Source organism: Tropicibacter alexandrii, assembly GCF_003667315.2.
GTDB classification, from domain to species: domain Bacteria; phylum Pseudomonadota; class Alphaproteobacteria; order Rhodobacterales; family Rhodobacteraceae; genus Tropicibacter; species Tropicibacter alexandrii.
In genome coordinates, this window is record NZ_RCTZ02000010.1 from 78,720 (window position 1) to 103,995 (window position 25,276).

The following is a 25,276-nucleotide window of genomic DNA, read 5'->3' on the forward strand; positions in this document are numbered from 1 at the left end:
CTATCCTCCCCTCAAAAGGGAGAGGTCCATGATCCGACTTGCCGCCGCCGTGTTGATGTTCGCCACCGCCGCCGCCCAGACCCACGCGCAAGAGCAACGCCGCCCCAGCCATTGCATCGCCATCGCCGATGCGGCGCCGGGGCTGGAATATGTGCACAAGGCCAGTTGGCAGGCACCGATCCCCGACTATTCCGTCCGCATCCACTACATCGCGCACGCGGCCTTTCTGATAAAGACCCGCGGTGGGCTTGAGGCCGTCACGGATTTCAACGGCTATATCGGCAACACGACGCTGATCCCCGACATCGTCACCATGAACCACGCCCATGACACCCATTGGACCAATGCCATCGACCCGGCCATCCCGCATGTGCTGCGCGGCTGGGGCGAGGAATTCGGCGCAGGCATCGACCACTATCTCGACCTTGGCGAGATGCTGGTGCGCAATGTCTCGACCGATATCCGCTCGGGCATGGGGACCGAACCCGAGGGCAACTCGATCTTCGTCTTCGAGGTCGAGGGCCTGTGCATCGGCCATCTGGGCCACCTCCACCACGAACCCACGCCCCAGCAATACGCGGCGCTTGGCCGGATCGACGTGTTGATGGTGCCGGTCGATGGCGGCATGACGATCCCGCTCGACACCGTCATCACCATCGTCAACCGGCTGAAATCCTCGGTCGTGATCCCGATGCACTGGTTCTCGGGCTTTGCCCTCGAACGCTTCCTAGATGGCGTCTCGGGCGATTTCGCCATCGACCGCCGCGATGCACCCTCCATCGACGTCTCGCTGCGCGACCTGCCCTCGCGCCCCACCGTCGTGGTGCTGCAACCGGAATGGCTACGCGACGAAACGCCCTGACCTTCTTTGGTCCCCAAATACCTCGGGGAGCGCGAGGGGCAGCGCCCCTCGCACCCGCCCTCGAAACAAGCGCTACCCCTCCGCGTCGCGCGCCGCTAAAACGCGCGCAGGAGGACCGACATGACCCCAGCCGACGACGCCTTTGCCGACTGCCTCGCCCGTGACTTGCCCGCAGACACGCTGCGCCGGGCCGAGCCCCGGTATTCCGAGGAACCCCGTGGCAAATGGCGCGGGACGGCGCAGTGGGTCGCCCTGCCCCGCAGCACGCAAGAGGTTGCGCAGATCGTCACCGCCTGCAATGCCGCCCGCGTCGGCGTGATCCCCTATGGCGGCGGTACGGGGCTGGTCGCCGGGCAGGTCGCGCCCGAGGCGCACCTGATCCTGTCGCTGGAGCGCATGATGGCGATCCGGTCCATCCACCCCGAAGAAAACACCGCAGTGGTCGAGGCAGGCGCGATCCTTGCCGATGTGCAATCCGCCGTCGCCGAGGCCGACCGGCTTTTCCCGCTTTCGCTCGCCTCCGAAGGCTCTGCGCGGATCGGCGGCCTGTTGTCCACCAATGCGGGCGGCGTGAACACGCTGCGCTACGGCAATGCCCGCGATCAGGTGCTGGGGCTGGAAGCGGTGCTGCCGGACGGCCAGATCTGGCACGGGCTGAAACGGCTGCGCAAGGACAATACCGGCTACGACCTGCGCCACCTTCTGATCGGGGCCGAGGGCACTTTGGGCGTCATCACCGCCGCCGCGCTGAAGCTGTCGCCCCGCCCCGCCGCCACGGGCACAGCGCTGCTGACCGTGCCCTCCCCCGAGGCGGCGCTGGACCTGCTGACCCTTGCGCGCAGCCATGTGAGCGACGGGATCAGCGCCTTTGAACTGCTGTCGCGCACCGGCTTCGACTTCCTGCGCGAGAAACTCCCCGACATCCGCCAGCCTTGGGACGTGGCCCCCGACTGGGTGGTTCTGATCGAGCTTGGTTTGGGCCGCGATCAATCCCCGCAAGGCGCGCTGGAAGCGATCTTTGCCGAAGGGTTCGAGGCCGGGCTGGTCAGCGACGGGCTGATCGCGCAGTCCCAGACGCAGGCGCAGGACTTCTGGAACATGCGTGAGCATTTCCCCGAGGCCAACAAGCGCATCGGCTCGATTTCCTCGCAGGATATCTCTCTGCCGCTTGGCCAGATCGGGGCGTTCATCCGGCATGCCACCGACCTGCTGGCCGGGATGGGGGATTTCCGGATCAACTGTTTTGGCCATCTGGGCGACGGCAACTTGCATTTCAACGTCTTCCCCGCCGCCGGAAAGACCCGCGCCGATTACGACTGCGACGAGGCAGTGCAAGACGCGCTACACGGGCTGGTCGTCTCGATGGAGGGGTCGTTCAGCGCCGAGCACGGGCTCGGGCGGCTCAAGGTCGGCGATCTGGAACGCTATGGCGACCCGGTCAAGCTGGCCGCCATGCGCGCCATCAAGTCGGCGCTTGATCCGAATGGCATCATGAACCCCGGCGCGGTGCTGCGCTCAGTTCATCCGTAGCACACACGGGTCCGAGATCAGCTCGGGCCGGGTCATGCACAGGCCCCGCGCCACGTCGAAAGCCGCGAGCACCTTGGGCACGTAATCGCGGGTTTCGGCATAGGGCGGCACGCCGTCATTGGCGCCGATGGAATTCTCGCCCGCATTATAGCCCGCAAGGACAAGGATCGGGTCGCCGTCGAATTTCGTCATCAGGAAATCGAGGAAGGCCACGCCGCCCTTGATGTTCTGCGCCGCATCGAGGCTGTCACTGACGCCGAACCGCGTGGCCGTATCCGGCATCAGCTGCATCAGCCCTTGCGCACCCGCGCCGCTGACCGCATCCGCGCGCCCGGCGCTTTCGACCGCGATCACCGCAAGCGCCAGCGCAGGGGACACCTGCGTGCTGGCGGTTTCCAGCAACAGGCTGCGGCCATGGTTGGCGGCGATTTCCTGCAATAGTTGCAGGCGCGGCGCGGCGACGGCGGCTCCGGCGGGACCATTGCCAAGCGCGACCAGCGCCGGTTGCAGACGGCCCGGCCCGGTATCGGCCAGCTTCGGCGACACCGTGCTCCAGAACCACGTATATTTAGCCGGGGCCGGCAGGGCGGCCGTGGCCCCGGCGGCGACGGGCTGTGGCGCGGCCATCGTGGCCGGGGCGCGCGGCGGCGGTACTGCGGGGTTCGCACGGGGCGCGATCTGCACGGTGATGCGTTTTTCGCCCGTTTTCGGCGGTTTCACCCGCTTGGCCGAGAAATCCGCGAAAGGCGTGGGCGCGCCCTTCTCCTCGGCGATCGCGGGAGCTGCGGCAATCGCAAGTGCCATCAGGCAACTGATGATTCCATTTTTCATAAATTGCTGCTCGTTTCGTCGATCTTTGTTTTACTTGATCTTTGCACAATTTCGGCATTACGGCCAGCACCGTCGCCCAGACGGCGACAGTCGTGCCGCCGACCCGCCCGAAAGGACGTGGACCCATACGAAAGATATATGCGCAAACCATTGGTATCACTCACCAAACGCCGAATGTGCCGGGAAATTTCCGCACCCTCCGGATACGCCAAAAACAAACCATTGCTGCCCCAATGTCGCCACAGGTTCGGGTGATAAATCCTCATACCGACGACGGACAGGGGAAAGAGAGAGCCCCGCGACGATCCCGAGACGGTCAACCTGAGCAACCGAATACCTACCGGAGAGAGACCATGATCAAGTTCATCAAAAACTTCCGCAAAGACGAAGCTGGCGCCGTGACCGTTGACTGGGTGGTTCTGACCGCCGCCGTCGTGGGCCTGGCCATCGCCGCCTACACCACCATCCAGGACAACTCCTTCGCGCTGATCCAGACCGCGGCCGACGCCGTGAACGCAGAAGGCACCCAGTTCGGTCAGTACGGCAACTAAGCTGACCTGATCGGGTTTCCGATCTTTGCGGATGCGGCGGCAAAAGCCGCCGTATCCCGTCCCGCCGGTCCGCTTTTTCAAGGCTGGACATCCCCGGCAGGCTGTCTGGCCCGTCTGAACCTCGCCTGAAACAGCCGGTTCACGACCGTTTTCAAACATTTCTGCTGCGGGTGACCTGAACATGAAACGTTTTTTCAAAGATCAAGTTGGCGCCGTCACCATCGACTGGGTCGTCATCACCGCCGCCGTCGTTGGTTTTGCCATCGCCGCCTACAGCCTGATCTTCGACGAGGCGTTCAGCATCGCCATGATCGTGACCGATGCGCTGATAGCCGAACAGCAATAAGCCCGCCGCGCTCCTCGGATCGCGCCGTGCATGACCCCTTGGGCTGATGCCCGCCCTGTCCACTGACAGTTCGGGCCAGGTCCCACAACGGACAGGAGCAAATCCATGCGACTCGTTTTCGGACTGGTCCTTGTCGCCGGCGTGGCCCTGGCGGGCTTTGCCGTCTACATGGCTCAAAACTATATCGGCGCCTATGAAAGCGCCCTGAACGAGGCCCGGTCAAAAACCGTCGCCGAGGTCCCCACCCAGCAGATCTACGTCACCACGCGCGCCATTGCCTATGGCGAACAGATCCTCGCCGAGGATGTCGCGTTGGCCCCCTGGCCGACCGAAATCCTGCCCGAGGGTTTCTTTGACGAAGAAAATCCCCTGATCGATCCGACGGGCCAGCCCCGTGTCGCCGTGCGCGCCATGGAAAAGTTCGAGGCGCTCATGGATGTGAAGGTGTCGGAGCCGGGCGGCGATGCAGGCCTGACCTCGCGTCTTGAAAAGGGTCAGCGCGCCTTTGCCGTCAAGGTCGACGTGGCCTCGGGCGTGTCCGGCTTCCTGCGTCCGGGCGACCGGGTCGACGTCTACTGGACCGGGCGGCTGCCCGATGACGATCCGAACCTGCCGCGCGGCGACGTGACCAAGTTGATCCAGACCGGCATCCGCCTGATCGCCATCGACCAGAGCGCGCAGGCCGACAGCACCGCCGCCGCGATTGCGCGCACCGTCACCGTGGCCGCCAGCCCGCAAGAGGTCGCCGCCCTCGCCCAGGCACAGAGCACGGGCAAGCTGTCGCTGTCGCTGATGTCGCTGAACGACGACACCGTGGCCGAGGCCATCGAGGTCGACCAGCGCTCGCTCTTGGGGCTCCAGCAGACCGAGCGCAAGGTCGAGGCCAAGTTGAAGCCCTGCGTGATGCGGGTGCGCCGCGGTGCGGAAGTGGTCGAAAAGCCCATCCCCTGCACCAACTGACCACAACGACACGGAAAAACCGTGACAGGCCCCGGACCTCCGGGGCCTGTCGGTTTTGCCCTGTTGCGACTTGTCCACATAAAGGATGCGCAGGAAGCTATTGATTCTTGCAAAAAATCCGAAAATCGCGCAGGCTGAACCCAATGCGGGCAAAAGACCCGCGACAGAGGCGTGATCGAAAGGCAGGTCACATGAAAATTGAGCGTATTCTGAAGGCGGCCCTGCTGGGCCTTGCCTTGGGCGGTCCGGTTGCCGCCCCGATGGCACATGCTGAATCGATCCGCGTGGTCCGGACCGGCACCGAGTCGGTTCTGAACGTCCCCATGAACCGCGCCGTCGTGGTCGAAAGCGACCAAAGCTTTGCCGAACTTTCGATCGCCAACCCGGCCATCGCCGATATCTCGTCGCTGTCGGATCGCACGATCTACGTGCTCGGCAAGGCGCCCGGCACCACCACGCTGACCATCCTCGACGCGCAGGGCCAGCTGATCACCAATGTCGAGGTGCGTGTCGCCTCGGACGTGACCGAGTTCAAGGAACGGCTGCGGCAGATCCTGCCCGACGAGACCATCGAAGTGCGCACCGCCAATGACGGCATCGTGCTGTCGGGCACCGTATCCTCGACGGCGCGGATGCAACGGGCGCTGGACCTTGCCGAACGCTATGCCCCGGAACGGGTGTCGAACCTGATGGTTGTGGGCGGCATCCAGCAGGTCATGCTGAAGGTGCGCTTTGCCGAAATGCAGCGCTCCGTGTCCAAGATGCTGCGCAGTTCCATCGCGACCGGCGGGGCCGTGAACGGTGGCGCGCTTGGTCTGGAACTGGGCACCGGCAACGCCGCATCGGCGGCGAATGTGGACGCGGTCTCCAACAAGCTGTTCCCCAAGGCCACGGGCGTCGAGGGCGCGGTCCTGCTGGGCTTCAACGCGGGCGGGCTCGAAGTGGGCATCCTGCTGGAAGCTCTTGAAAACAAAGGCGTCGTGCGCACGCTCGCTGAACCGAACCTGACCGCCCTCTCGGGTCAGGAGGCCAAGTTCCTTGCCGGTGGCGAATACCCGATCCCGGTCGCGCAGAACGACAACACCGTGACCATCGAATTCAAACCGTTCGGGGTCGAGCTGTCCTTCATCCCGCGCGTAGTCGATGGCGACCTCATCAACCTCGAACTCGAAGCGGCGGTGTCGAGCATCGACACCAGCAACTCGATTTCCCTGTCCGACATCAACATCAACGCCTTCAAGCGGCGCGAGACGCAGACCACCGTGGAACTGCGCGACGGCGAAAGCTTTGCCATCGCGGGGCTGCTGACCGACGACTTCACCGATCTGAACGCGCAGGTGCCGTGGCTGGGTGATGTGCCGGTTCTGGGCGCCCTGTTCCGCAGCGCCGACTACCAGCGCGAACAGTCCGAACTGGTGATCATCGTGACGCCGCATCTCGTGACACCGACGCGTGGCGAGGCCCTTGCCCTGCCGACTGATCGGGTGGTGCCGCCGACCGAGCGCGACCTGTTCCTGCGTGGCAAGGTCAGCGAGAATTTCGAACCCAAAGCCGCCCCGAAAGGCGCGGCAGGCGAAGTGGCCAAGCAGGACTTCAGTTCCTCCTACGGCTACGTGATGGATTGATATGCGGGGGCACGCACAGATGATCAGGGTGACGGCGACAGGCCTTGCAATCGGGCTCTTGCTGGCAGGCTGCGACCAGCGCGCGGGGGAGATGAATTCCTTCAACCGCGAGGCGGGCGCGCTTGTCGATACCGGGTATTTCGGCAACGCGACGATGAACAACCACCAGTACATGACCGGTGAAAAGCAATACGTCTACGACCTGTCGCAACGCTTCGCCACCGAGGTCATGACGACCGTGAACTTTGCCTTCAACTCGGCCGAATTGGATGCAGGCGCGCGCGACACCCTGCGCGAGCAGGCGAACTGGATCCGGCAATTCCCCGAGGTCCGCTTCCGCATCTACGGTCACACCGACAAGGTCGGCTCGGATGCCTATAACAAGTCGCTGGGCCTGCGCCGTGCCAAGGCGGTCGTGGCCTACCTGTCGACCTTGGGCATCTCTTCCAGCCGCCTCGAGGCGATGGTTTCGTACGGCGAGACCCAGCCGCTGATCGTCACCGACGGGCGCGAACGGCGCAATCGCCGCACCGTGACGGAGGTTTCGGGCTTCGTGTCCAGCCATCCTACGGTGATGGACGGCAAATATGCCGAGGTGATCTTCCGTGAATATGTCACGCCCAGCGCCGAGGCCGAGACCATGTTGACCGGCCAGACGGGCAACGATCTGCTGTCGGGCGAATAGGCCCGCGCTGCGAAACACTGCAAGGGGCCCCGACGGGGCCCTTTTCGTTTCAAATCCATGATTTTTCGGCAGATTTTACTGGGCGCCCTGCTCGACCGCGCCGCGCGACCGTCGGGAAATGACGTACAATTTCGGCTTTTTGGCCCAAATGTTGCCGCCTTTCTGGATGACTCTCACGTCAAGGACCAGTGCGCCGACTCGACAAGGCGCCTTGCCTGCCCGGCCCCGACGAACCTTCGGGGACCGGATCGGGGCAAACAGCAAAGGACGTGAGGCATGACGAGTACTTCATCTCAACCGACGGACGCAGCGCCCATCGTGGCCTGCACCATCAGCAGGGATGTTCAAAATTTCGACCTGCTGATCGAGGACATGGAAATTCTGCTGGGCGAGGACTGGGGCGATCTCGGCTTTGACGAGGCTTTGCCCTTCATGTCCCAGGACGAGGCGCAAGATCTGGAATTCGTCGCGCTGGCCATAGATGCCATCGACGAACCGGACCTGCCGCTGCTGACCGGCATCATCAAGGGCGCCAAGGTCCGCGACATCAAGGTGATCCTGATCGCCGATGACGTGACCCCGGCCTCGCTGCACCAGCTGCTGCGCGCGGGCGCCGATGAATTCATCCCCTACCCCCTGCCCGAGGGCGAACTGGCGCAGGCGGTCGAGCGCATCCGCGCCAAGCCCGAACCCGTCGCGCCCGCAGGCGAGGCAGGCGTTCAGGCCGAGCAGCCGCAGCAGGTCAAGCTGAAAGGCGGCGGCGACGGCGTGCTGATCGCCGTTCAGGGGCTGGCCGGCGGTGCGGGCGCGACCACGGTGGCCGTCAATCTCGCCTATGAACTGGCGACCATGGGCAAGGACAAGACGCCCCGCGTCTGCCTGATCGACCTTGGCCTGCAATTCGGCTCGATCGCGACCTATCTCGACCTGCCCCGGCGCGACACTGTCTTTGAACTGCTGTCGGATGTCGAAAGCATGGATGGCGACAGCTTTGGTCAGGCGCTGGTCAGCTTCGAGGGCAAGTTGCAGGTCTTCACCTCGCCCGCCGACATCCTGCCGCTGGACATGATCGGCCCGACCGAGGTCAAGCGCATCCTCGACGTCGCGCGCGAGCATTTCGACTATGTCATCGTCGACATGCCCCCGGCGCTGACCAACTGGACCGAAACCGTGCTGGTCGAGGCGCAAATCTATCTTGCGCTGGTCGAACTGGACATGCGCTCGGCCCAGAACGTGCTGCGCCTGAAACGCGTCTTGCAGGGCGAGGAACTGCCCTTCGACAAGATCCGCTTCGCGCTGAACCGCGCGCCGAAATTCACCGACTTGCAGGGCAAGAGCCGGGTCAAGCGCATGGCTGACAGCCTTGGCATCGCGCTGACGCTGCAATTCCCCGATGGTGGGCGCGCCGTCATGCAGGCCTGCGACCACGGCCTGCCGCTGGCGACCCACGCGGCCAAGAACCCGCTGCGCAAGGAATTGATGAAGCTGGCAGGACAACTGACGCAGATCGGCGCGGACGACGCCGAAGCGGCTTGATCCGAACGAGGTAGTAGATGTTTTCGCGTTACAAGAAACCACAGGTCAAAACGGCGGCCCCGGTCAAGGAGGCCGCCCCCGCGCATTCCACCGAGGCGGAGCCCCCGAAACCCACGGCCATGCGGCGCAAGCAGGTGTCCAGCATGCCTGCGCGCTCGGCCCCTGCCGACAAGGAAAAGAAGCGCAAGGAACGGCTGGGCGAGGTCAAGCTGGAACTGCACCGCGCGCTTCTGGACAACCTGAACCTTGCCGCCATCGATCAGGCCTCCGAGGCGGAACTGCGTGAGGAAATCTCGGAAATCGCCTCCGAGGCATTGCAGGAAAAGGGCATCGTGCTGAACCGCGACGAGCGGCGCGCGATGATCGCGGACCTCTATGACGAGGTCAAAGGGCTGGGCCCGCTCGAAACCCTGCTCAAGGACGACACGGTTTCCGATATCCTCGTCAACGGACCGCACCAGATTTTCGTCGAACAGAACGGCAAGCTGTCGCTGTCGGACGTGACCTTCAAGGATGAAAAGCACCTGATGCGGATCATCGATAAGATCGTGTCCGCCGTTGGCCGCCGTGTCGATGAATCGAACCCCTATGTCGACGCCCGTCTGTCGGATGGCTCGCGTTTCAACGCCATGGTGCCGCCGATCGCCATCGACGGCTCGCTGGTGTCCATTCGTAAGTTCAAAAAGGACAAGCTGGGCATCGACGACCTGGTGAAATTCGGCGCCTTTACCGAGGAAATGGCCGTCTATCTTCAGGCCGCCGTGGCGACCCGTCTGAACATCATCGTCTCGGGCGGTACCGGTTCCGGTAAGACGACCACGCTGAACGCGCTGTCGTCCTTCATCGATGACAGCGAACGCATCCTGACGATCGAGGATACGGCCGAACTTCAGCTGCAACAGACCCATGTGGGCCGGATGGAAAGCCGTCCGCCCAACGTCGAGGGCAAGGGCGCGGTGACGCCGCGCGACTGTCTGAAAAACGCCCTGCGGATGCGTCCCGACCGGATCATCGTCGGCGAGACGCGCGGCGAGGAAGTCATCGACATGTTGCAGGCCATGAACACCGGCCATGACGGCTCGATGACCACGATCCACGCGAACTCTGCCCGTGACGGCGTGGCGCGTCTGGAAAACATGATCGCCATGGCGGGCATCGAAATGCCGCTCAAGGCGATGCGCAGCCAGATCTCTTCGGCTGTGAACCTGATCGTGCAGGCCTCGCGCTTGCAGGACGGCTCTCGCCGGATGACCTCGATCACCGAGATTACCGGCATGGAAGGCGACGTGATCTCCATGCAGGAAATCTTTCGCTTTCAACGGGTTGGCCTGACACCTGAGAACAAGATCATCGGTCACTTCACAGCGACCGGCGTGCGCAGCGCCTATTCAGAGCGCTTCCGCATGTGGGGTTACGACATCCCGCCCTCGATCTACGAACCCTTCCGCCCGGAGTAACGCGCGATGCTGACTGCAGAACCAATTATCTATGGCATGATCTTTGTCGGCGTGCTCGTGCTGGTCAACGGCATCTACCTTGTCGCCTTCGGCAAGTCGATCAGCCTGTCCAACAAGGTCAACCGCCGCCTCGAAATGCTGGAAAAGGGGGGCCGCCGCGAGGACGTGCTGGCGCAGCTCCGCAAGGAGATGGACCAGCATATGGAAAGCCGGTCCCTGCCCTTGTATTCGCTGCTGGCGGACAAGGCCCAGAAGGCCGCCATCGCCTTTACCCCGCAACAGCTGATCATGTTGATGGTCGGCGCGTCGGTCTTTGCCTTTCTCGGCCTGACCGTGGGCACAGAGGCCGGTCTGCCGATCCGGATCATCATGGCCGTGGCCTTTGGCGTGGGCGGCGTGTTCATGTGGGTGTCGAGCAAGGCGAAAAAGCGCCTCAACATGATCGAGGAGCAGCTGCCCGACGCGGTCGAACTGATGGTGCGAAGCCTGCGCGTCGGCCACCCGTTCAGCAGCGCCATCACCATCGTGTCCAAGGAACTCAAGGACCCGCTGGCCACCGAATTCGGCATCATCGCCGACGAAGCCGCCTATGGGCGCGACATGGGCGAGGCGCTCAAACACATGGCCGAACGGCTGGACATGCAGGATTTGCGCTTTCTCGCGGTCGCCGTGGCGATCCAGCAGCAGGCAGGCGGCAACCTAGCCGAGATCCTCGAAGGTCTGGCCAAGGTGATCCGCGCGCGCTTCCGCCTGTTCCGCCGGGTCAAGGCGATCACCGCCGAGGCGCAGTGGTCGGGCAAGTTCCTGTCGAGCTTCCCGGTGGGCGCGCTGATCGTGATCCAGGTGGCCAAGCCTGACTATTATGACGAGGTGCTGGATCACCCGTGGTTCATCCCGGCCTGCTTCGTCGTGGGGATCATGCTGGCGCTGAACATGATCGTCATGCGCATGCTCGTGAATATCAAGGTCTGAGGGGGGACGCCGTTTCATGTTCGACAATCTCAATACGATGATCACCGATCTGCTCGGGCCCGCCGGTCCGCTGATCGTGGTCGCGGGGCTGGCGGTGCTGCTGATCCTTGGCACCATCCCGTTCATGCTGAATTCCAGACCCGACCCGATGGACAAGCTCAAGCAGTCCAGCAAGGAAAAGATGAACGCGGAAACCCGCGCCGTGCTGCGCGACAAACGCCGCAACGAAAAGCTGAACAAATACGCGCAGTTCCTGGAGCCGCAGGACGAAAAGGAACTGTCCGACATCCGTATGAAGCTGCTTCAGGCGGGCTACCGGACCAAGGACGCGGTGCAGCTGTATTACTTTGCCCAGCTGGCGCTGGGTCTGGGTCTGCTCGGCCTTGGCGTGCTGTATTACCTGACCATGGTCGACGCCTCGACCGCGACCATGCAGAAGAAGCTGATGGTCATCCTCGGGCCGGGCATCGTCGGCTACATGGCGCCGAAATACTGGATCAACAAGCGCGTCGGCAAACGTCAGGAGGAAATCCAGCAGGGCTTCCCGGATGCGCTCGACATGATGCTGGTCTGCGTCGAGGCCGGTCAGTCGATGGAACAGTCCATCGTGCGCGTCGCGCGGGAACTGCGCGGCTCTTACCCCGCGCTGGCCGATGAATTCGAGATCATCAGCCACGAGATGAAGGCCGGCAAGGATCGCGGTCAGGTTCTGAACGATATGTCGGAACGCTGCGGCGTGCAGGACGTGTCCAGCTTTACCACGGTGTTGAATCAGGCGCAGACCTTCGGTACGTCGATCGGCGACGCGTTGCGCGTCTATGCCGGGGAAATGCGTGACAAAAGGGTCATGCGTGCGGAAGAAGCTGCAAACAAACTGCCGACAAAGATGACGCTGACCACTATGATGCTGACCGTGCCACCGCTGCTGATCATTCTGGTCGGACCGTCCGTGGTGGGCATCACGAAGATGAGCTCTCTGGGCGTCGGGGGTGGGCCGTAAACCATGAAAAAGGCTCTTTGGGCCATAGCGATGACAGCAACTTTGGCCGCCTGTTCTTCGGGCGGCCTTGGTGCGCGGGACGATGGCAACCCGTTTGCCCCGGAGATCGACCCGCGCAGCGAGGCAGTGGATGGGCTGCTGGTCGGACACCGGCTGATGCAGGCCGGGCAGCACGACCTCGCGCTCAAGAACTTCACCCGCGCCGCCAGCGAACAGGGGCTGACCGGCGAGGTGCTGGTGGCGCTGGGCTCCGCCAATCTGGCGCTCGGCCGTCTGAACCAGTCCGAACAGCTGCTGCGCCGCGCCGTCAAGGTCGAGGAAGACTGGCCCGAGGCGTGGAACAATCTCGGCGTCGTGCTGATGGAACGGGGCAAGGTGGCCGAGGCGTCAGAGATCTTCAAACGCGCCTATGCGCTCGACAATGGCGAAAGTGACGCAATCCGCGACAATCTGCGCTTGGCGCTCGCAAAAGTCGAAAATTCGCTTTATGGTAACGAAACAGAACAAGAATACAAACTCGTGCGCCGTGGAAGCAGCCAATATCTGATCCGCAGGCTCTCGGGATAAGAGGCAGAGCAGCAAGAGGACGCAGGTAACATGCGCCACCCCATCCTTGTGACCGCGTGTATCGTGGCCGTCGCAGGCTTGTCCGCCTGTGACAGGCGCATCGACACCGCTGAAATGGAACGCAAATTTCAGGGCGTCAACGTCATCGATGAAACCAACCTCAACGAGGTCATGCTGACCGTCGGCGACCCGAACGAGGCTGTCAGTTACTTCCAGAGGGCGGCTGCGCAGGACCCGGATCGCATCGACCTGATGCGCGGACTGGCGCAATCGCTGATCCGCGCCAAGCGCATCCCCGAGGGCAAGATCGCATGGGCCAAGGTGGTCGACCACAAGGACGCCACGGACGAGGACAAGGTCCAGCTGGCCGATGCGCTGATCCGTGGCAATGACTGGGACAAGGCGGAAACCGTCCTGAACAGCATCCCGCCCACCTACGAGACCTTCAAACGCTACCGGCTGGAGGCGATGATTGCCGACAGCAACAAGGAATGGAAGAAGGCCGACAGCTTCTATGAAATCGCCGTCGGGCTGACGACTACCCCCGGCAGCGTCATGAACAATTGGGGTTATTCCAAGCTGACCCGCGGCGATCACGCCGAGGCCGAGCGCCTGTTCATCGAGGCGATCCGCCACGACCAGTCGATCTTTACTGCCAAGAACAACCTCGTTCTGGCGCGCGGGGCGCAGGGCAACTATTCGCTGCCCGTGGTGCCGATGACCCAGATCGAACGGGCCGAATTGCTGCACACGCTGGCGCTGGCCGCGATCAAGCGGGGCGATGTCGAGATCGGCAAGGGCCTGCTGCGCGAGGCGATCGAGACGCATCCCCAGCATTTCGACGTCGCCGTGCGCGCCCTGCGCGCGCTCGAGGACCAGGTGTAGGCCCAATGCAGATCGATGCGACACAGGCCCTGCTGTTCGCCCTTCCCGTGGTGCCGATCTGCATCCTGACCTTCTATGTCGACATGCGCGCCAAGCGGATCACCAACGTGACCGTCTGGGCGCTGTTTGCGTCCTTCGTGGCCATCGGCCTGCTGACCATGCCGCTGAACGACTTCCTCTGGCGGTTCGCGCAGTACGGCGTGGTCTTTGCCTATGGGCTGCTGATGTGGTTCATGCGGCAGGTCGGCGCGGGCGACGTGAAATTCGCCGCCGTCCTCGCGCTGTTCGTGCATCCCGGCGATATCCGGCTGATGCTGTTCGTCGGCGTCGCGGCGATGATCGCCGCCACCGTCACCGTGCTGATCGCCAAGGCCACTCCGCTGCACCGCATGGCCCCGCATTGGGCCACATGGGCGGCGCCCGACGGCAATGCCGACAGCGTCGGCAAGGGGCAGCGGTTCACCATCCCGATGGGCACGGGCTTTGCCCTGATGCTGGCCACCTACGTGGTGATGGGCGCGTTTATCGGGCAATAGCCCCAACCCTTCCCGAGACCGGCCCTTAATCCGCCATAAACCGCTGTCACCCTGACCCGGACGAAATCCGGGATACAGGTGGGCTAGGCATGAACATGGAAACCGGCGCCGTGATGGCGCCCCCCTCTCCGAAACGGCTCGAAGATATCAGGCTGTCCAACGTCATGGTGCGGGACATCCTGCTCAAGACGCTGTTCCGCAAGAACACCAACGTGGTCAGCGAGTTGGCCAAGGCCATGTGCCTGCCGGTGCCGATCACGCAGGAAATCATCGACCTGTGCCGGGGTCAGGGTCTGCTCGAGGCGATGGGGACACTGGGCGCCGGCGGGCAGGTCGCCAATGAAATGCCCTACCAGTTGACGGATTCCGGCAAGGCCCGCGCGCTCGACGCGCTGTCGCAGTCGGAATATTACGGCGCGCTGCCTGTCCCGCTCGACGTCTATGCCGAGCAGGTCAAGCGCCAGTCGATCCGCAACATCCAGATCACCCGCGACCAGTTGACCGGTGCCATGGGGCACCTGATCCTGCCGCCCGAGCTGATCTCGAACCTTGGTCCGGCCGTCAGTTCCGGCCGCTCGATCCTGATGTATGGCCCGCCGGGCAACGGCAAATCCTCGATTTCCAACGGTATCCGCGATGCGATGGGGGACAAGATCTATGTTCCGCGCGCCATCGAATATGCCGGGCAGGTGATCACCGTCTACGACCCGATCGTGCATACCCGCGTGGCCGAGGACCCGGGCTTGGAAACCCGGCTGCGCACCACCGCGCGCTATGACAAGCGCTATGTCGTCTGCACCCGTCCCACCGTGATCACCGGCGGCGAGCTGTCGCTGTCGATGCTCGACCTCGTCTACAACCCGACCGCGCGCACCTATCAGGCACCGCTCCAGCTGAAATCCTCGGGCGGCATCTTCATCGTCGACGACCTTGGCCGTCAGGCCGAACCGCCGCAGGCGCTGGTCAACCGCTGGATCGTCCCGCTGGAGGAATCCAAGGACATCCTCGCCCTGCAATCTGGTGAAAAGTTCGAGGTGCCCTTCGACACGCTGGTGATCTTTTCCACCAACTTCCACCCGAACGAGATCTTCGATCAGGCGGCGTTGCGCCGGATCTTCTTCAAGATCAAGATCGATGGCCCAACCCAAGAGGATTTCCTGAAAATCTTCGCCATGGTGGCCCGCAAGAAGAAGATGCAGCTCGACGAGTCCAGCCTCGTTCACCTGCTCAAGAACAAGTATCCGACGATCAACAACATCTACGCCAACTACCAGCCGGTCTTTCTAATCGACCAGATGATGGCGGTCTGCGATTTCGAGGGGCTACCCTACAAGATGACCCCCGAACTGGTGGATCGCGCTTGGGGCAACATGTTCGTCAAGGACGAAAAGATCGTGAAATGAGGGACTTGGCCCGGCCTGCGTGTTTTTCGGATTTTTCCGCTTGACGCCATGGCCGGGCTTACATAGACACCGCCCACGGATTGGCGCGGTAGCTCAGTTGGTTAGAGCGAACGACTCATAATCGTTAGGTCGGGGGTTCGAGTCCCCCCCACGCCACCACCCTTCCCTCCCTCGAAAATGACCTATTTCGCGGCGCTTTCGCGTGCTTTGTCGCGCAATGAGATCGCCCGTGGCGCGTAGCACGCCACGCGCAACCTAGGGCCGGTCGCGGTGAAGCACCTGCCGGTGGACCGCTAGAGCGCGGTCCAGACCCCGTCGGCGCGCGACGACTCGATGCAGGCCTTGATGAAGCGCATCCCGGCCACGCCATCTGCGACCCCCGGCAGGATATCCCCGCCTTGCCCGGTGCGGATCACCTCGGCGGCCTCGGCATAGATCGTGGCGAACCCTTCGAGATAGCCTTCGGGATGGCCCGGCGGCACACGCAGGCCAGCCTGCCCCGCAGGCGTGGACCCGGCCCCGCCGCGCGTCAGAATCTGTTTCGGCTCGCCAAAGCGGGTGAAGGTCATGACGTTGGGATTTTCCTGCGCCCAGTCGATCCCGCCCTTGGTGCCATAGATCCGCAGCCGCAGGGCGTTTTCATTGCCCACGGCCACTTGGCTGGTCCACAGCATGCCCTTGGCCCCGCCCTTGTAGCGCAACATGACGTGGACGTTGTCATCCACCTTGCGACCGGGAACGAAGGCATCGAGATCGGCGGCCAGCTTGTCGACCTCCAGTCCGGTCACAAAAGACGCGAGGTTGAAGGCATGCGTGCCGATATCGCCCACACAGCCGCCCGCGCCGGATTTGCTCGGATCGGTGCGCCAGTCGGCCTGCTTGTTGTGGGTTTCCTCAGCCAGCCAGTCTTGGGCGTATTCGACCTGCACGACGCGGATGTCGCCCAACGCTCCCTGGGCGATCATCTCGCGCGCCTGTCGCATCAGGGGGTAGCCCGTGTAGTTATGCGTCAGGAAAAACCGCGCCCCGCTGGCCTGCGCGGCGCTTGCAATCGCCTCGGCATCTTCCAGCGTGGCGGCCAGCGGCTTGTCGCAGATCACGTTGATCCCGGCGTTCAGAAAGGCAATCGCGGGCGCGGCGTGCATGTGGTTCGGTGTCACGATGGCGACCGCGTCGATGCCATCAGCGCGCGCAGCCTCGGCCTGCGCCATCTCCTCGAACGACCCGTAGCAGCGCGCCGGGTCAAGGCCCAGTTCCGCGCCCGACGCCTTGGCCCGCTCTGGGTTGGACGACAGCGCGCCCGCCACCAGCTCCCATTGGCCGTCGATGCGCGCGGCGATGCGGTGGACGCCGCCGATAAAGGCGCCCTGCCCGCCGCCGACCATGCCCAATTTCAACTTTGTCATGGTCACAGCCCCAACATGGCGCGGATTTGCGCGTGATCGGTTTCGCCCCCGGCGAAGTCGTCAAACGCCTTGTCGGTGGTCTGGATGATGTGGCGCGCGATAAACGGCGCGCCCTCGGCGGCCCCCTGTTCGGGCGATTTCAGGCAGCATTCCCACTCCAGCACGGCCCACGAGTCATACCCGTACTGCGCCAGCTTCGAGAAGATGCCGGAGAAATCCACCTGCCCGTCGCCAAGCGAGCGGAAGCGCCCGGCGCGGTTGACCCAAGATTGATAGCCCGAATAGACGCCCTGACGACCATCCGGGTTGAACTCCGCATCCTTCACGTGGAAGGCGCAGATGCGGTCGTGATAGAGGTCGATGAAGGACAGGTAATCCATCGCTTGCAGCAGGAAATGCGAGGGGTCGTAGTTGATCTGGCAGCGCGCGTGTTCGCCGCAGGCGTCAAGGAACATCTCCCATGTGGCCCCGTCAAACACGTCTTCGCCCGGGTGGATTTCAAAGCCGATATCGACGCCGTTTTCCTCGTAGTGATTGAAGATCGGCACCCAGCGGCGGGCCAGTTCAGCAAAGGCTTCCTCGACCAGACCGGCCGGGCGCTGCGGCCACGGGTAGAGATAGGGGAAGGCCAGCGAGCCGGTAAAGCTGACGGTGGTGTCCAGCCCAAGGCGGCGCGAGGCCACGGCGGCTTTTTTCACCTGATCGACGGCCCATTCCTGCCGCGCCGCCGGGTTGCCCTGCACATGGGCGGGCGCGAAGGCGTCGAAAGACAGGTCATAAGCCGGGTTCACCGCGACCAGCTGGCCTTGCAGGTGGGTCGACAACTCGGTGATCTCGACGCCTGCATCGGCGCAAATCCCCTTGACCTCGTCGCAATAGGTCTGGCTGTCGGCAGCCTTGTCCAGATCGAACAGACGCGCGTCGAATGTCGGGATCTGCACGCCCTTGTAGCCCAGACCAGCCGCCCACTTGGTGATGTTTTCGAGGCTGTTGAACGGCGCCTCATCGCCCGCGAATTGCGCCAGAAACAGCGCCGGTCCCTTGATCAAACCCGCCATCGTCATCCTCCTCCTTCTCGCTTCACGCGTAGCGCATGAAGGCAAATCGTGTCCCGTCCGGCGACCAGCAGGGCACGTTGATCGTGCCTTGCCCGCCGAACAAGGCGACAAGCACGCGCCTGTCGCCGGTTTCCAAATCCATCAGCCGCAGTTCCACGTTCCGCTCGGGCGGGTGGCCCTCTGTGCCCGCCTCATAGGCGAGGTACAGGACGTGCCGCCCGTCAGGGCTGGGGTGCGGGAACCAGTTGACGCGCTTGTCCTCGGTCATCTGTTCCAGATCACGGCCATCGGTCGACATCCGCCACAGCTCCATCGACCCGGAGCGGTCAGAGTTGAACCAGATCCACGCGCCGTCGGGTGTGTAATCCGGGCCGTCATAGTGGTGCGGACTGGTGACAAGTACCGTCTCATCGCCGCCCGTGACCGGGATCGTCGCGATCCCGAACTGCCCATCGCGCAGGCAGGTATAGGCGAGGGTCGCCCCATCGGGCGACCAGCCGTGCCACCAGCTTGGGGCGTTTTCGGTGATCCGGACCGGCTGCCCGCCGCTGGCAGGCAGCGTGTAGATCAGCGAGGTGCCCCGCCCGGGGCTGTCCGACACCACCAGTGTCGCGCCATCGGGCGAGATGCCGTGGTCGTTGTTCAGCCGCGCCAGCCCCGTCACCTCGATCGGGTCAAGGGCAGGCGCATCCAACGCCACCCGGTACAGCCGACCCGCGCCATTGACGATCAGATGATCGCCCGTGGGCGCCCAGTTCGGCGCCTCGATATGGCCGTCATGGGCGAGCAAGGTGTCAGACTTGCCTGCCGCCAGATCGTAGATGTCGAGGTAAGACCTCATCACATGTGTTCCCCCGCTCCGGGCTTGACCCGGAGCCTCCACCTCAATTCACCCAGAGGTCCCGGGTCTTCGCCCGGGACGCGGTGTCGCCTTACACCAGCAGCGCCTGCGCGTCTGCGGGGCTGAGCGCCTCGGGGCGGTCGCAGGTGGTGGACATCACCACCCATGCCCGATCCTCGCCCGCCTTGAGGATCGCGGTCATCACCTCGACCACATGCGTCGCCAGTTCCTGGCTACAGCGATGCGGGCGACCTGCGTCGATGGCCGCGGCCATGTCCGCCAGACCGGCGCAGCGATAGTTGGCCCGCGGCGTGCCGCGCCCATCCTCGATATTGTTGACGCTGAACGGGTGGCCGCGCTCCTCGACCACGTCTACCCCATCCGGCGTCGCGAAACTCACCTCGCCGCCGAAGAAGTTCGGATCGGGCACATAGACAGACCCGTCCAGCCCATACAGCTCCATGTTGGCGTGGCGATGCGCCTTCACGTCCCAGCTGGCGCCCAGCGTGACGATGGCCCCGTTGGCAAACTCCAGCAGCGCATGCACGTTGGTCGGCGTGTCCACCGGGATTTCCTCGCCATCACGCGGCCCGTTCGAGATGGTGCGCGTTGCGCGGCCCTTGCCGGTCATCGCCGCCACCGCCTTGATCGGGCCCAGCAGTTGCACGAGGTTGGTGATGTAATACGGCCCCAGATCCAGCACCGGGCCACCGCCCGGCTGGAAGAAGAAGTCAGGGTTCGGGTGCCAATGCTCCATCCCGAAGGACAGGACGTGGCAGGTGCCGCCGACGATCTGGCCCGCGCGCCCCTCGTCGATCACCGCGCGCGCCAGCTGATGCGCCCCGCCCATGAAGGTGTCGGGGGCAGAACCCACGCGCAGGCCTTTTTCAGCCGCCAGCGCCTTCAGCGCCTCGCCCTCTTCCAAGGACAGGACGAAGGGCTTTTCCGAATAGCTGTGCTTGCCCGCCTCCAAGATGCGCTTGGACACTTCGAAATGCGCCGCTGGCACGGTCAGGTTGACGACGATGTCGATATCGTCGGCGGCCAGCAGTTCATCGACCGTGCAGGCGCGCAGACCGAATTCCTCGGCCCGCGCCTTGGCGGCGTCCATGTTCATGTCGGCGCAGGCCCGCATTTCGAGCCCTTTGAACAGCGGGGCGAGCTTCATATAGGCGGCGGAGATGTTGCCGCAGCCAATCACGCCAATGCCATAGGTTTTCATGGATTACAGTCCCTTGATCGTCTCGATGGTGCGGCTTGCGAACCGGTCGATGTCGTTCGGTTTGTCATGTTCGGCCACGAACAGGTCGACGCCCGCACCGCGCAGCGCGGCCATGATGGCTTTCCAGTCCATGGTGCCATGGCCCACATCGGCCCAGCCATCCTCATCCGCGTTTTCGCCCTCGGGGGCGATGTCCTTGACATGGGCGGTGGTGATGCGGTCCGCGTGATCGGCGATCCATTTCAGCGGGTCCGCGCCGCCGCGCACGACCCAAGCCACGTCCATTTCCCAATCGATCGACGGGGCATGTTCCAGCAGCAAGGACATGGCGATCTCGCCGCCCGGCAGCGGCATGAATTCCCAATGGTGGTTGTGCCAGCCAAAGGCAAAGCCCGCATCGTTGACCTTCTTGCAGGCCTCTTCGAGGCGCTTTGCCAGCGCGATCCAGTTGTCCGCGTCGGTGCCGTTGCGCCACAGGTCCTCGGGCGCGGGGCAGAAGATGCGGCTCATGCCCAGTGTCTTGGCATTGGCCAGCGTCGCGTCCAGCCCGTCCTCGAAGTTGCCGATGGGGAAGAAATGCCCCGACGGCATGGTCAGCCCGTGGCTGTCCAGCAGCGCGCGGAATGCGGCCGCGTCGGTGTAGACCCCGCCAAAGCCTTCGGTCTGCGTGTAGCCGAGCTTGGCGATTTTCGCCACGACATCCTCCCACGGGGTAAAGTCGCGGGCGGAATAGAGTTGAAATGAGACGTCCATGTTTGGTCCTGTCAGTTGAGGGCTTTACAGCCGCTCTTCGGTTGCCTTGTCGAAAAGATGAATCCGGGCCGGTTCAAAGCCCAGCGGCAGCGGGTCGCCGTGATGCACGGAAATCTGCCCGTCCATGCGCACCCACAGGCGGCTGTCGCCGACCGTGACCCGCGCCAAGGTGTCAGAGCCCAGCGGCTCGACCAGATCGACGGTGCTGTCCAGCCGGATCGGCATGGTCTCGGCGGCGGAGCCAGAGGCGATGTGTTCGGGGCGGATGCCCAGCACGGCGGGCGTGGCGTCGGGCGCGTCGCCGTCAAAGGGATAGCCCTCGACCGACATCTCACCCAAGGCCCCGCTGAACATGGTTCCGGCCAGCGCGCCCTCGATCATGTTCATGGTCGGCGAGCCGATGAACTCGGCCACGTAGCGGTTGCGGGGGCGGTTGTAGATCTCGTCCGGGCTGGCCAGTTGCTGGATCAGACCGCCCTTCATGATGGCGATGCGGTCGGCCAGCGTCATGGCCTCGATCTGGTCATGGGTGACGTAGATCATCGTGTTGCCCAACTGCTGGTGCAGCTGCTTGATCTCGACCCGCAGATCGGCGCGCAGTTTCGCATCCAGATTGGACAGCGGCTCATCGAACAGGAAGACCTCGACATCGCGCACAAGGGCGCGCCCGATGGCCACGCGCTGGCGCTGGCCCCCCGACAGGGCGGCGGGCTTGCGTTTCAGCAGAGGTTCGATCTGAAGGACCTCGGCGGCGCGGGCGACGCGCTTGGCGATCTCGTCCTTGGGCAGGCCCGCATTCTTCAGGCCAAAGGACAGGTTCCCCTCGACCGTCATCTGCGGGTACAGCGCGTAGGACTGGAACACCATGCCGATGCCGCGTTCGCTGGGTTCCGCCCATGTGACGTTCTTGCCGTTGATGTGGATCTGCCCGGCGGTCACGTCCAGCAGCCCCGCGATGCAGTTCAGAAGCGTGGACTTGCCGCACCCGGACGACCCAAGCAGGACAAGGAATTCGCCCTTGCCGATGGTCAGGTTGAGGTCCTGCAACACGCGCACGGCACCGAAATACAGGTCGAGGTTCTTGATTTCGACAGAGTGGGTAAGGTCGTTCATTGCATCAGCCCTTAACAGCGCCCGCAGCGATGCCACGCACGAAGAGTTTGCCGGAGACGAAGTAGATGATCAGCGGCACGAGGCCGGTCAGCAGGGTCGCCGCCATGTTGACGTTGTATTCCTTCACCCCCTGCACCGAGTTGACGATGTTGTTCAGCTGAACGGTCATCGGGTAGAGGTCGGGCTTGGTGTAGATCACACCGAACAGGAAATCGTTCCAGATGCCGGTGACTTGCAGGATCATCGCCACGACGAAGATCGGCAGCGACATGGGCAGCATGATCTGGAAATAGATCTGCCAAAAGCCCGCCCCGTCCACGCGCGCCGCCTTGAACAGTTCTTCGGGCAGCGAGGTAAAGTAGTTGCGGAAGAGCAGCGTCAGGATCGGCATGCCAAAGATCGAATGCACGATCACCAGCCCCGTCAGCGATCCATACAGACCCAGTTCGCGCAGGATGATCACCAGCGGGTAGAGCATCACCTGATAGGGGATGAACGCGCCGAAGATCAGGATGGCAAAGAACAGGTCCGCGCCCTTGAAGCGCCAGTTGGCCAGCGCGTAGCCGTTGACGGATGCGATGGCGATGGACAGCACGACCGAGGGCACGGTGATCTGCACCGAGTTCCAGAAGCCGCGCGACAGGCCGTCACAGTTCAGGCCGGTGCAGGCCTCGGACCATGCCTTGACCCAAGGTTCAAAGGTGATCTCGACCGGGGGGGCAAAGATGTTGCCCATGCGGATTTCCGGCATCCCCTTCAGCGAGGTCACGACCATCACGTACAGCGGCAGCAGGTAATACAGCGCCACCACGATCAGCGTGCCGTAGATGATGATGTTGTTGCGGGTGAACCGCTTGCGGGGCTTGGGCCCCTGCGGTCCGTCAAGCATCCCGCCCACGGCGTCGATCGACGCGGCGGCGGTGTTGAGGGTTGCCGGATTAGCCACGCTTCTTCCCTCCGAATTCAAGCATTGCCCATGGGATGACCACGATCAGCACCGCCAGCAGCATCATGGTCGAGGCGGCAAAGCCCTGCCCCAGATTCTGACCGCCGAACATGTAGTCATAGACGTATTTCGCTGGCATCTCGGTGGCGATGCCGGGGCCACCGCCGGTCTGCGCCACGATCAGGTCGTAGACCTTGACGATGCCCGAGGCGACGATCACCAGCGTCGTGATGAAGATCGGGCGCATCATCGGGATGATGATGAAGATATAGGTCTTCCACGCCGGGATGCCGTCGACGCGGGACGCCTTCCAGATGTCCTGATCGATGCCGCGCAGGCCCGCCAGCATCAGGACCATGATCAGCCCGGTGCCCTGCCACAGCCCGGCGATCAACACGCCGTAGATGGCGATTTGCGCATTATAGAGCGGGTCGAAGTCAAAGCTTTCCCAGCCCATGGCCCGGATCACGCTGGCAATCCCCAGATCGGGGTTCAGCAGCCATTGCCAGACCAGACCCGTCACGATGAAGCTGAGCGCGAACGGGTACAGGATGATGGTGCGGAACGTGTTCTCGAACCGGATCTTCTGGTCCATCAGCGCCGCAAGGATGAAGCCGATCACGAAACTGAACACCAGCATGCAGGCGCCGTAGATGAACAGGTTCTCGATCGAGACCATCCACCGTCTACTGCCCCACAGGCGTTCGTATTGATCGAGACCGACGAAATTCCAGCGCGGCAGCAGGCCGGATTTGGTAAAGCTGTAGGCGACGGTCCAGATCGTGCCGCCGGTGAACACCACCAGCGCCGTCAGGATCATCGGGATCGCCGCGATCTTGGCGTTGAGATTGCGCAATAAGGTACTGGGTCGTGAAGCGGCCATGAGCGCCTCCCGGCTGGGTCGATGAAGGATGTCGGGAAAAAGGGGCGAGCGACCTGCGCCCGCCCCGATACAGGTCAGTCAGCGTCGCCGATGATGTCGGCGAAACGCGCCTGCGCGTCTTCCGGCGTGATGCTGCTATCGGCAAAGAACTCGACGAACAGCTCTTCGATCTGGGTCCGGGTGTCGGACGAGATCAGCTGGTTCACATCCGGCAGCGAGTCGCCGGAGGCGAGGATTTCGAGGCCCTTCTTCATGCAGTCATTGGCCGCGTCCAGATCGACATCGCCGCGCACCGGCAGCGAGCCCTTCTTGAGGTTGAAGGCCACCTGCACCTCCGGGGTCAGCAGCAACTGCGCCAGTTCCCCCTGCGCCTCGGTGGCCTCGTCGTCGCTGAGCACCGGGAAGTAGAAGGCGTCGCCGCCTGCCTGAAGCGTCTGGTTCACGCCCAGACCCGGCAAGCAGGTGTAATCCTCACCGGCGGTCATGCCCGCGACCTGGAATTCGCCCTGCGCCCAGTCGCCCATAATCTGGCCACCGGCCTGACCGGTGATGACCATGTTGGTCGCTTGGTTCCAGTCCTGCACGTTCGAATCGGCGCTCATGGCACGGGCATCGGCCGCCGCCTTGAAGATGCGCGCCACCTCGGGGCCAGCGGCCACCTCGGCATCCTTGTCCTGATAGACGGAGAGGTAGATTTCCTTGGGCAGCAGCGAGATGATCATCACGTTGAACGCGCCGGATTGCTGCCAGCCCTGCTGACCCATGGCCATCGGCACCTTGCCCGCCTCTTCCAGCTTCGGCGCGGCGGCGACGAATTCGTCCCAGTTGGTCGGCACGGGGATGCCCGCATCCTCATAAGCCTTGTGGCTCAGCCACAGCCATTGCCACGAATGGATGTTCAGCGGCGCGCAGTAGACCTTGCCATCGACGGTGCAGGCATCCAGCAGCGACGGCGGGTTGATGACCTCGCGCCAGTTGTTCGCCTCGGCAATGTCGGTCAGGTCGCGCATCAGGCCCGCCTCGACCAGTTCCTCGGCTTGCCGTCCGTGGTTGAACTGGGTGGCCGCCATCGGGTCGCCGCCGGTGATGCGGGAAATCATGATCGGGCGCGCCGTGCCGCCGGACCCGGCAATCGCACCGTCGACCCAGTTGTGTTCGGTCTTTTCATTGAGCGCCTTGGCCAGTTCGGCCACCGCCGCCGCCTCGCCACCCGATGTCCACCAATGGGTGACTTCCAGATCGGCGGCATAGGCGCCACCCGCCAGAGTCAGTGCTGTCGTTGCCGACAAGATCGTCAGTTTTTTCATG

Annotated in this window: 25 protein-coding genes and 1 tRNA gene; 16 read left to right on the plus strand and 10 right to left on the minus strand. The window is 63.5% G+C overall.

The window, feature by feature from the left end; genetic code table 11:
- The first annotated feature begins 28 nt into the window (after positions 1 to 28).
- Both D8Z78_RS14120 and D8Z78_RS14125 read left to right on the plus strand, forming a co-directional pair.
- Positions 29 to 862 carry an MBL fold metallo-hydrolase gene (locus tag D8Z78_RS14120; RefSeq protein ID WP_121630915.1) on the plus strand — a complete coding sequence of 278 codons (834 nt, stop codon included), beginning with the start codon at positions 29 to 31 and terminating at the stop codon, positions 860 to 862.
- Positions 863 to 982: 120 nt separating this feature from the next.
- Positions 983 to 2,392 carry an FAD-binding oxidoreductase gene (locus tag D8Z78_RS14125; protein ID WP_121630916.1) on the plus strand — a complete coding sequence of 470 codons (1,410 nt, stop codon included), beginning with the start codon at positions 983 to 985 and terminating at the stop codon, positions 2,390 to 2,392.
- Here the strand turns inward: D8Z78_RS14125 and D8Z78_RS14130 are convergent.
- Positions 2,378 to 3,196, minus strand: a complete 819-nt coding sequence (locus D8Z78_RS14130; RefSeq protein WP_121630998.1) for a lytic transglycosylase domain-containing protein — start codon at positions 3,194 to 3,196, stop codon at positions 2,378 to 2,380. The genes D8Z78_RS14125 and D8Z78_RS14130 overlap by 15 nt on opposite strands.
- A 380-nt stretch (positions 3,197 to 3,576) precedes the next feature.
- Here D8Z78_RS14130 and D8Z78_RS14135 point away from each other — a divergent pair, with 380 nt between their 5' ends.
- The 14 genes from D8Z78_RS14135 to D8Z78_RS14195 all read left to right on the plus strand — a co-directional run bounded on the left by D8Z78_RS14135 (position 3,577) and on the right by D8Z78_RS14195 (position 15,905).
- Positions 3,577 to 3,774, plus strand: a complete 198-nt coding sequence (locus tag D8Z78_RS14135) for a Flp family type IVb pilin (RefSeq protein WP_121630917.1) — start codon at positions 3,577 to 3,579, stop codon at positions 3,772 to 3,774.
- 181 nt (positions 3,775 to 3,955) lie between these two features.
- The gene (locus D8Z78_RS24630) at positions 3,956 to 4,120 is read left to right on the plus strand and encodes a hypothetical protein (protein ID WP_164932970.1); all 165 of its coding nucleotides are present in this window, start codon (positions 3,956 to 3,958) and stop codon (positions 4,118 to 4,120) included.
- A gap of 105 nt (positions 4,121 to 4,225) precedes the next feature.
- Positions 4,226 to 5,080 (plus strand): Flp pilus assembly protein CpaB, encoded by an 855-nt coding sequence (gene cpaB, locus D8Z78_RS14140; RefSeq protein ID WP_121630918.1) that lies wholly within the window; start codon positions 4,226 to 4,228, stop codon positions 5,078 to 5,080.
- 191 nt (positions 5,081 to 5,271) lie between these two features.
- Positions 5,272 to 6,705 carry a type II and III secretion system protein family protein gene (locus D8Z78_RS14145; protein WP_121630919.1) on the plus strand — a complete coding sequence of 478 codons (1,434 nt, stop codon included), beginning with the start codon at positions 5,272 to 5,274 and terminating at the stop codon, positions 6,703 to 6,705.
- 19 nt (positions 6,706 to 6,724) lie between these two features.
- Positions 6,725 to 7,390, plus strand: coding sequence for an OmpA family protein (locus tag D8Z78_RS14150; RefSeq protein ID WP_240672126.1), 666 nt, complete (start codon positions 6,725 to 6,727; stop codon positions 7,388 to 7,390).
- A gap of 276 nt (positions 7,391 to 7,666) precedes the next feature.
- Positions 7,667 to 8,926 carry a CpaE/TadZ family protein gene (locus D8Z78_RS14155; protein ID WP_121630921.1) on the plus strand — a complete coding sequence of 420 codons (1,260 nt, stop codon included), beginning with the start codon at positions 7,667 to 7,669 and terminating at the stop codon, positions 8,924 to 8,926.
- A gap of 17 nt (positions 8,927 to 8,943) precedes the next feature.
- A complete protein-coding gene (locus tag D8Z78_RS14160; protein WP_121630922.1) occupies positions 8,944 to 10,383 on the plus strand; it encodes a TadA family conjugal transfer-associated ATPase in 1,440 nt (479 codons plus the stop codon).
- A 6-nt stretch (positions 10,384 to 10,389) separates the two neighbouring features.
- A complete protein-coding gene (locus tag D8Z78_RS14165) occupies positions 10,390 to 11,355 on the plus strand; it encodes a type II secretion system F family protein (RefSeq protein WP_121630923.1) in 966 nt (321 codons plus the stop codon).
- 16 nt (positions 11,356 to 11,371) lie between these two features.
- Complete coding sequence (locus tag D8Z78_RS14170) at positions 11,372 to 12,355, plus strand: type II secretion system F family protein (RefSeq protein ID WP_121630924.1); 984 nt, start codon at positions 11,372 to 11,374, stop codon at positions 12,353 to 12,355.
- A gap of 30 nt (positions 12,356 to 12,385) precedes the next feature.
- A complete protein-coding gene (locus D8Z78_RS14175; protein ID WP_240672127.1) occupies positions 12,386 to 12,922 on the plus strand; it encodes a tetratricopeptide repeat protein in 537 nt (178 codons plus the stop codon).
- Positions 12,923 to 12,952: 30 nt separating this feature from the next.
- The gene (locus tag D8Z78_RS14180) at positions 12,953 to 13,807 is read left to right on the plus strand and encodes a tetratricopeptide repeat protein (RefSeq protein ID WP_121630926.1); all 855 of its coding nucleotides are present in this window, start codon (positions 12,953 to 12,955) and stop codon (positions 13,805 to 13,807) included.
- Positions 13,808 to 13,812: 5 nt separating this feature from the next.
- On the plus strand, positions 13,813 to 14,343 hold the full coding sequence (locus D8Z78_RS14185) for a prepilin peptidase (RefSeq protein WP_121630927.1): 531 nt from the start codon (positions 13,813 to 13,815) through the stop codon (positions 14,341 to 14,343).
- Positions 14,344 to 14,432: 89 nt separating this feature from the next.
- Complete coding sequence (locus tag D8Z78_RS14190; protein ID WP_121630928.1) at positions 14,433 to 15,746, plus strand: ATPase; 1,314 nt, start codon at positions 14,433 to 14,435, stop codon at positions 15,744 to 15,746.
- Between the two features lie 82 nt (positions 15,747 to 15,828).
- Positions 15,829 to 15,905: transfer RNA gene (locus D8Z78_RS14195), tRNA-Met, on the plus strand.
- Positions 15,906 to 16,039: 134 nt separating this feature from the next.
- Here the strand turns inward: D8Z78_RS14195 and D8Z78_RS14200 are convergent.
- From D8Z78_RS14200 to D8Z78_RS14240, 9 genes are all read right to left on the minus strand, one after another.
- Complete coding sequence (locus D8Z78_RS14200; RefSeq protein WP_121630929.1) at positions 16,040 to 17,152, minus strand: Gfo/Idh/MocA family protein; 1,113 nt, start codon at positions 17,150 to 17,152, stop codon at positions 16,040 to 16,042.
- A 2-nt stretch (positions 17,153 to 17,154) separates the two neighbouring features.
- A complete protein-coding gene (locus D8Z78_RS14205) occupies positions 17,155 to 18,210 on the minus strand; it encodes a sugar phosphate isomerase/epimerase family protein (protein ID WP_121630999.1) in 1,056 nt (351 codons plus the stop codon).
- A gap of 22 nt (positions 18,211 to 18,232) precedes the next feature.
- Positions 18,233 to 19,051 (minus strand): TolB family protein, encoded by an 819-nt coding sequence (locus D8Z78_RS14210; protein WP_121630930.1) that lies wholly within the window; start codon positions 19,049 to 19,051, stop codon positions 18,233 to 18,235.
- 91 nt (positions 19,052 to 19,142) lie between these two features.
- The gene (locus D8Z78_RS14215; RefSeq protein WP_121630931.1) at positions 19,143 to 20,273 is read right to left on the minus strand and encodes a Gfo/Idh/MocA family protein; all 1,131 of its coding nucleotides are present in this window, start codon (positions 20,271 to 20,273) and stop codon (positions 19,143 to 19,145) included.
- Between the two features lie 3 nt (positions 20,274 to 20,276).
- Positions 20,277 to 21,026 carry a sugar phosphate isomerase/epimerase family protein gene (locus D8Z78_RS14220; RefSeq protein ID WP_121630932.1) on the minus strand — a complete coding sequence of 250 codons (750 nt, stop codon included), beginning with the start codon at positions 21,024 to 21,026 and terminating at the stop codon, positions 20,277 to 20,279.
- Positions 21,027 to 21,050: 24 nt separating this feature from the next.
- Positions 21,051 to 22,139, minus strand: a complete 1,089-nt coding sequence (locus D8Z78_RS14225) for an ABC transporter ATP-binding protein (RefSeq protein ID WP_121630933.1) — start codon at positions 22,137 to 22,139, stop codon at positions 21,051 to 21,053.
- 4 nt (positions 22,140 to 22,143) lie between these two features.
- On the minus strand, positions 22,144 to 23,028 hold the full coding sequence (locus D8Z78_RS14230; protein ID WP_206169690.1) for a carbohydrate ABC transporter permease: 885 nt from the start codon (positions 23,026 to 23,028) through the stop codon (positions 22,144 to 22,146).
- Positions 23,029 to 23,077: 49 nt separating this feature from the next.
- Positions 23,078 to 23,968, minus strand: coding sequence for a carbohydrate ABC transporter permease (locus D8Z78_RS14235; RefSeq protein WP_121630935.1), 891 nt, complete (start codon positions 23,966 to 23,968; stop codon positions 23,078 to 23,080).
- Positions 23,969 to 24,042: 74 nt separating this feature from the next.
- Positions 24,043 to 25,275 carry an ABC transporter substrate-binding protein gene (locus D8Z78_RS14240; RefSeq protein ID WP_121630936.1) on the minus strand — a complete coding sequence of 411 codons (1,233 nt, stop codon included), beginning with the start codon at positions 25,273 to 25,275 and terminating at the stop codon, positions 24,043 to 24,045.
- Position 25,276: the final 1 nt, after the last annotated feature.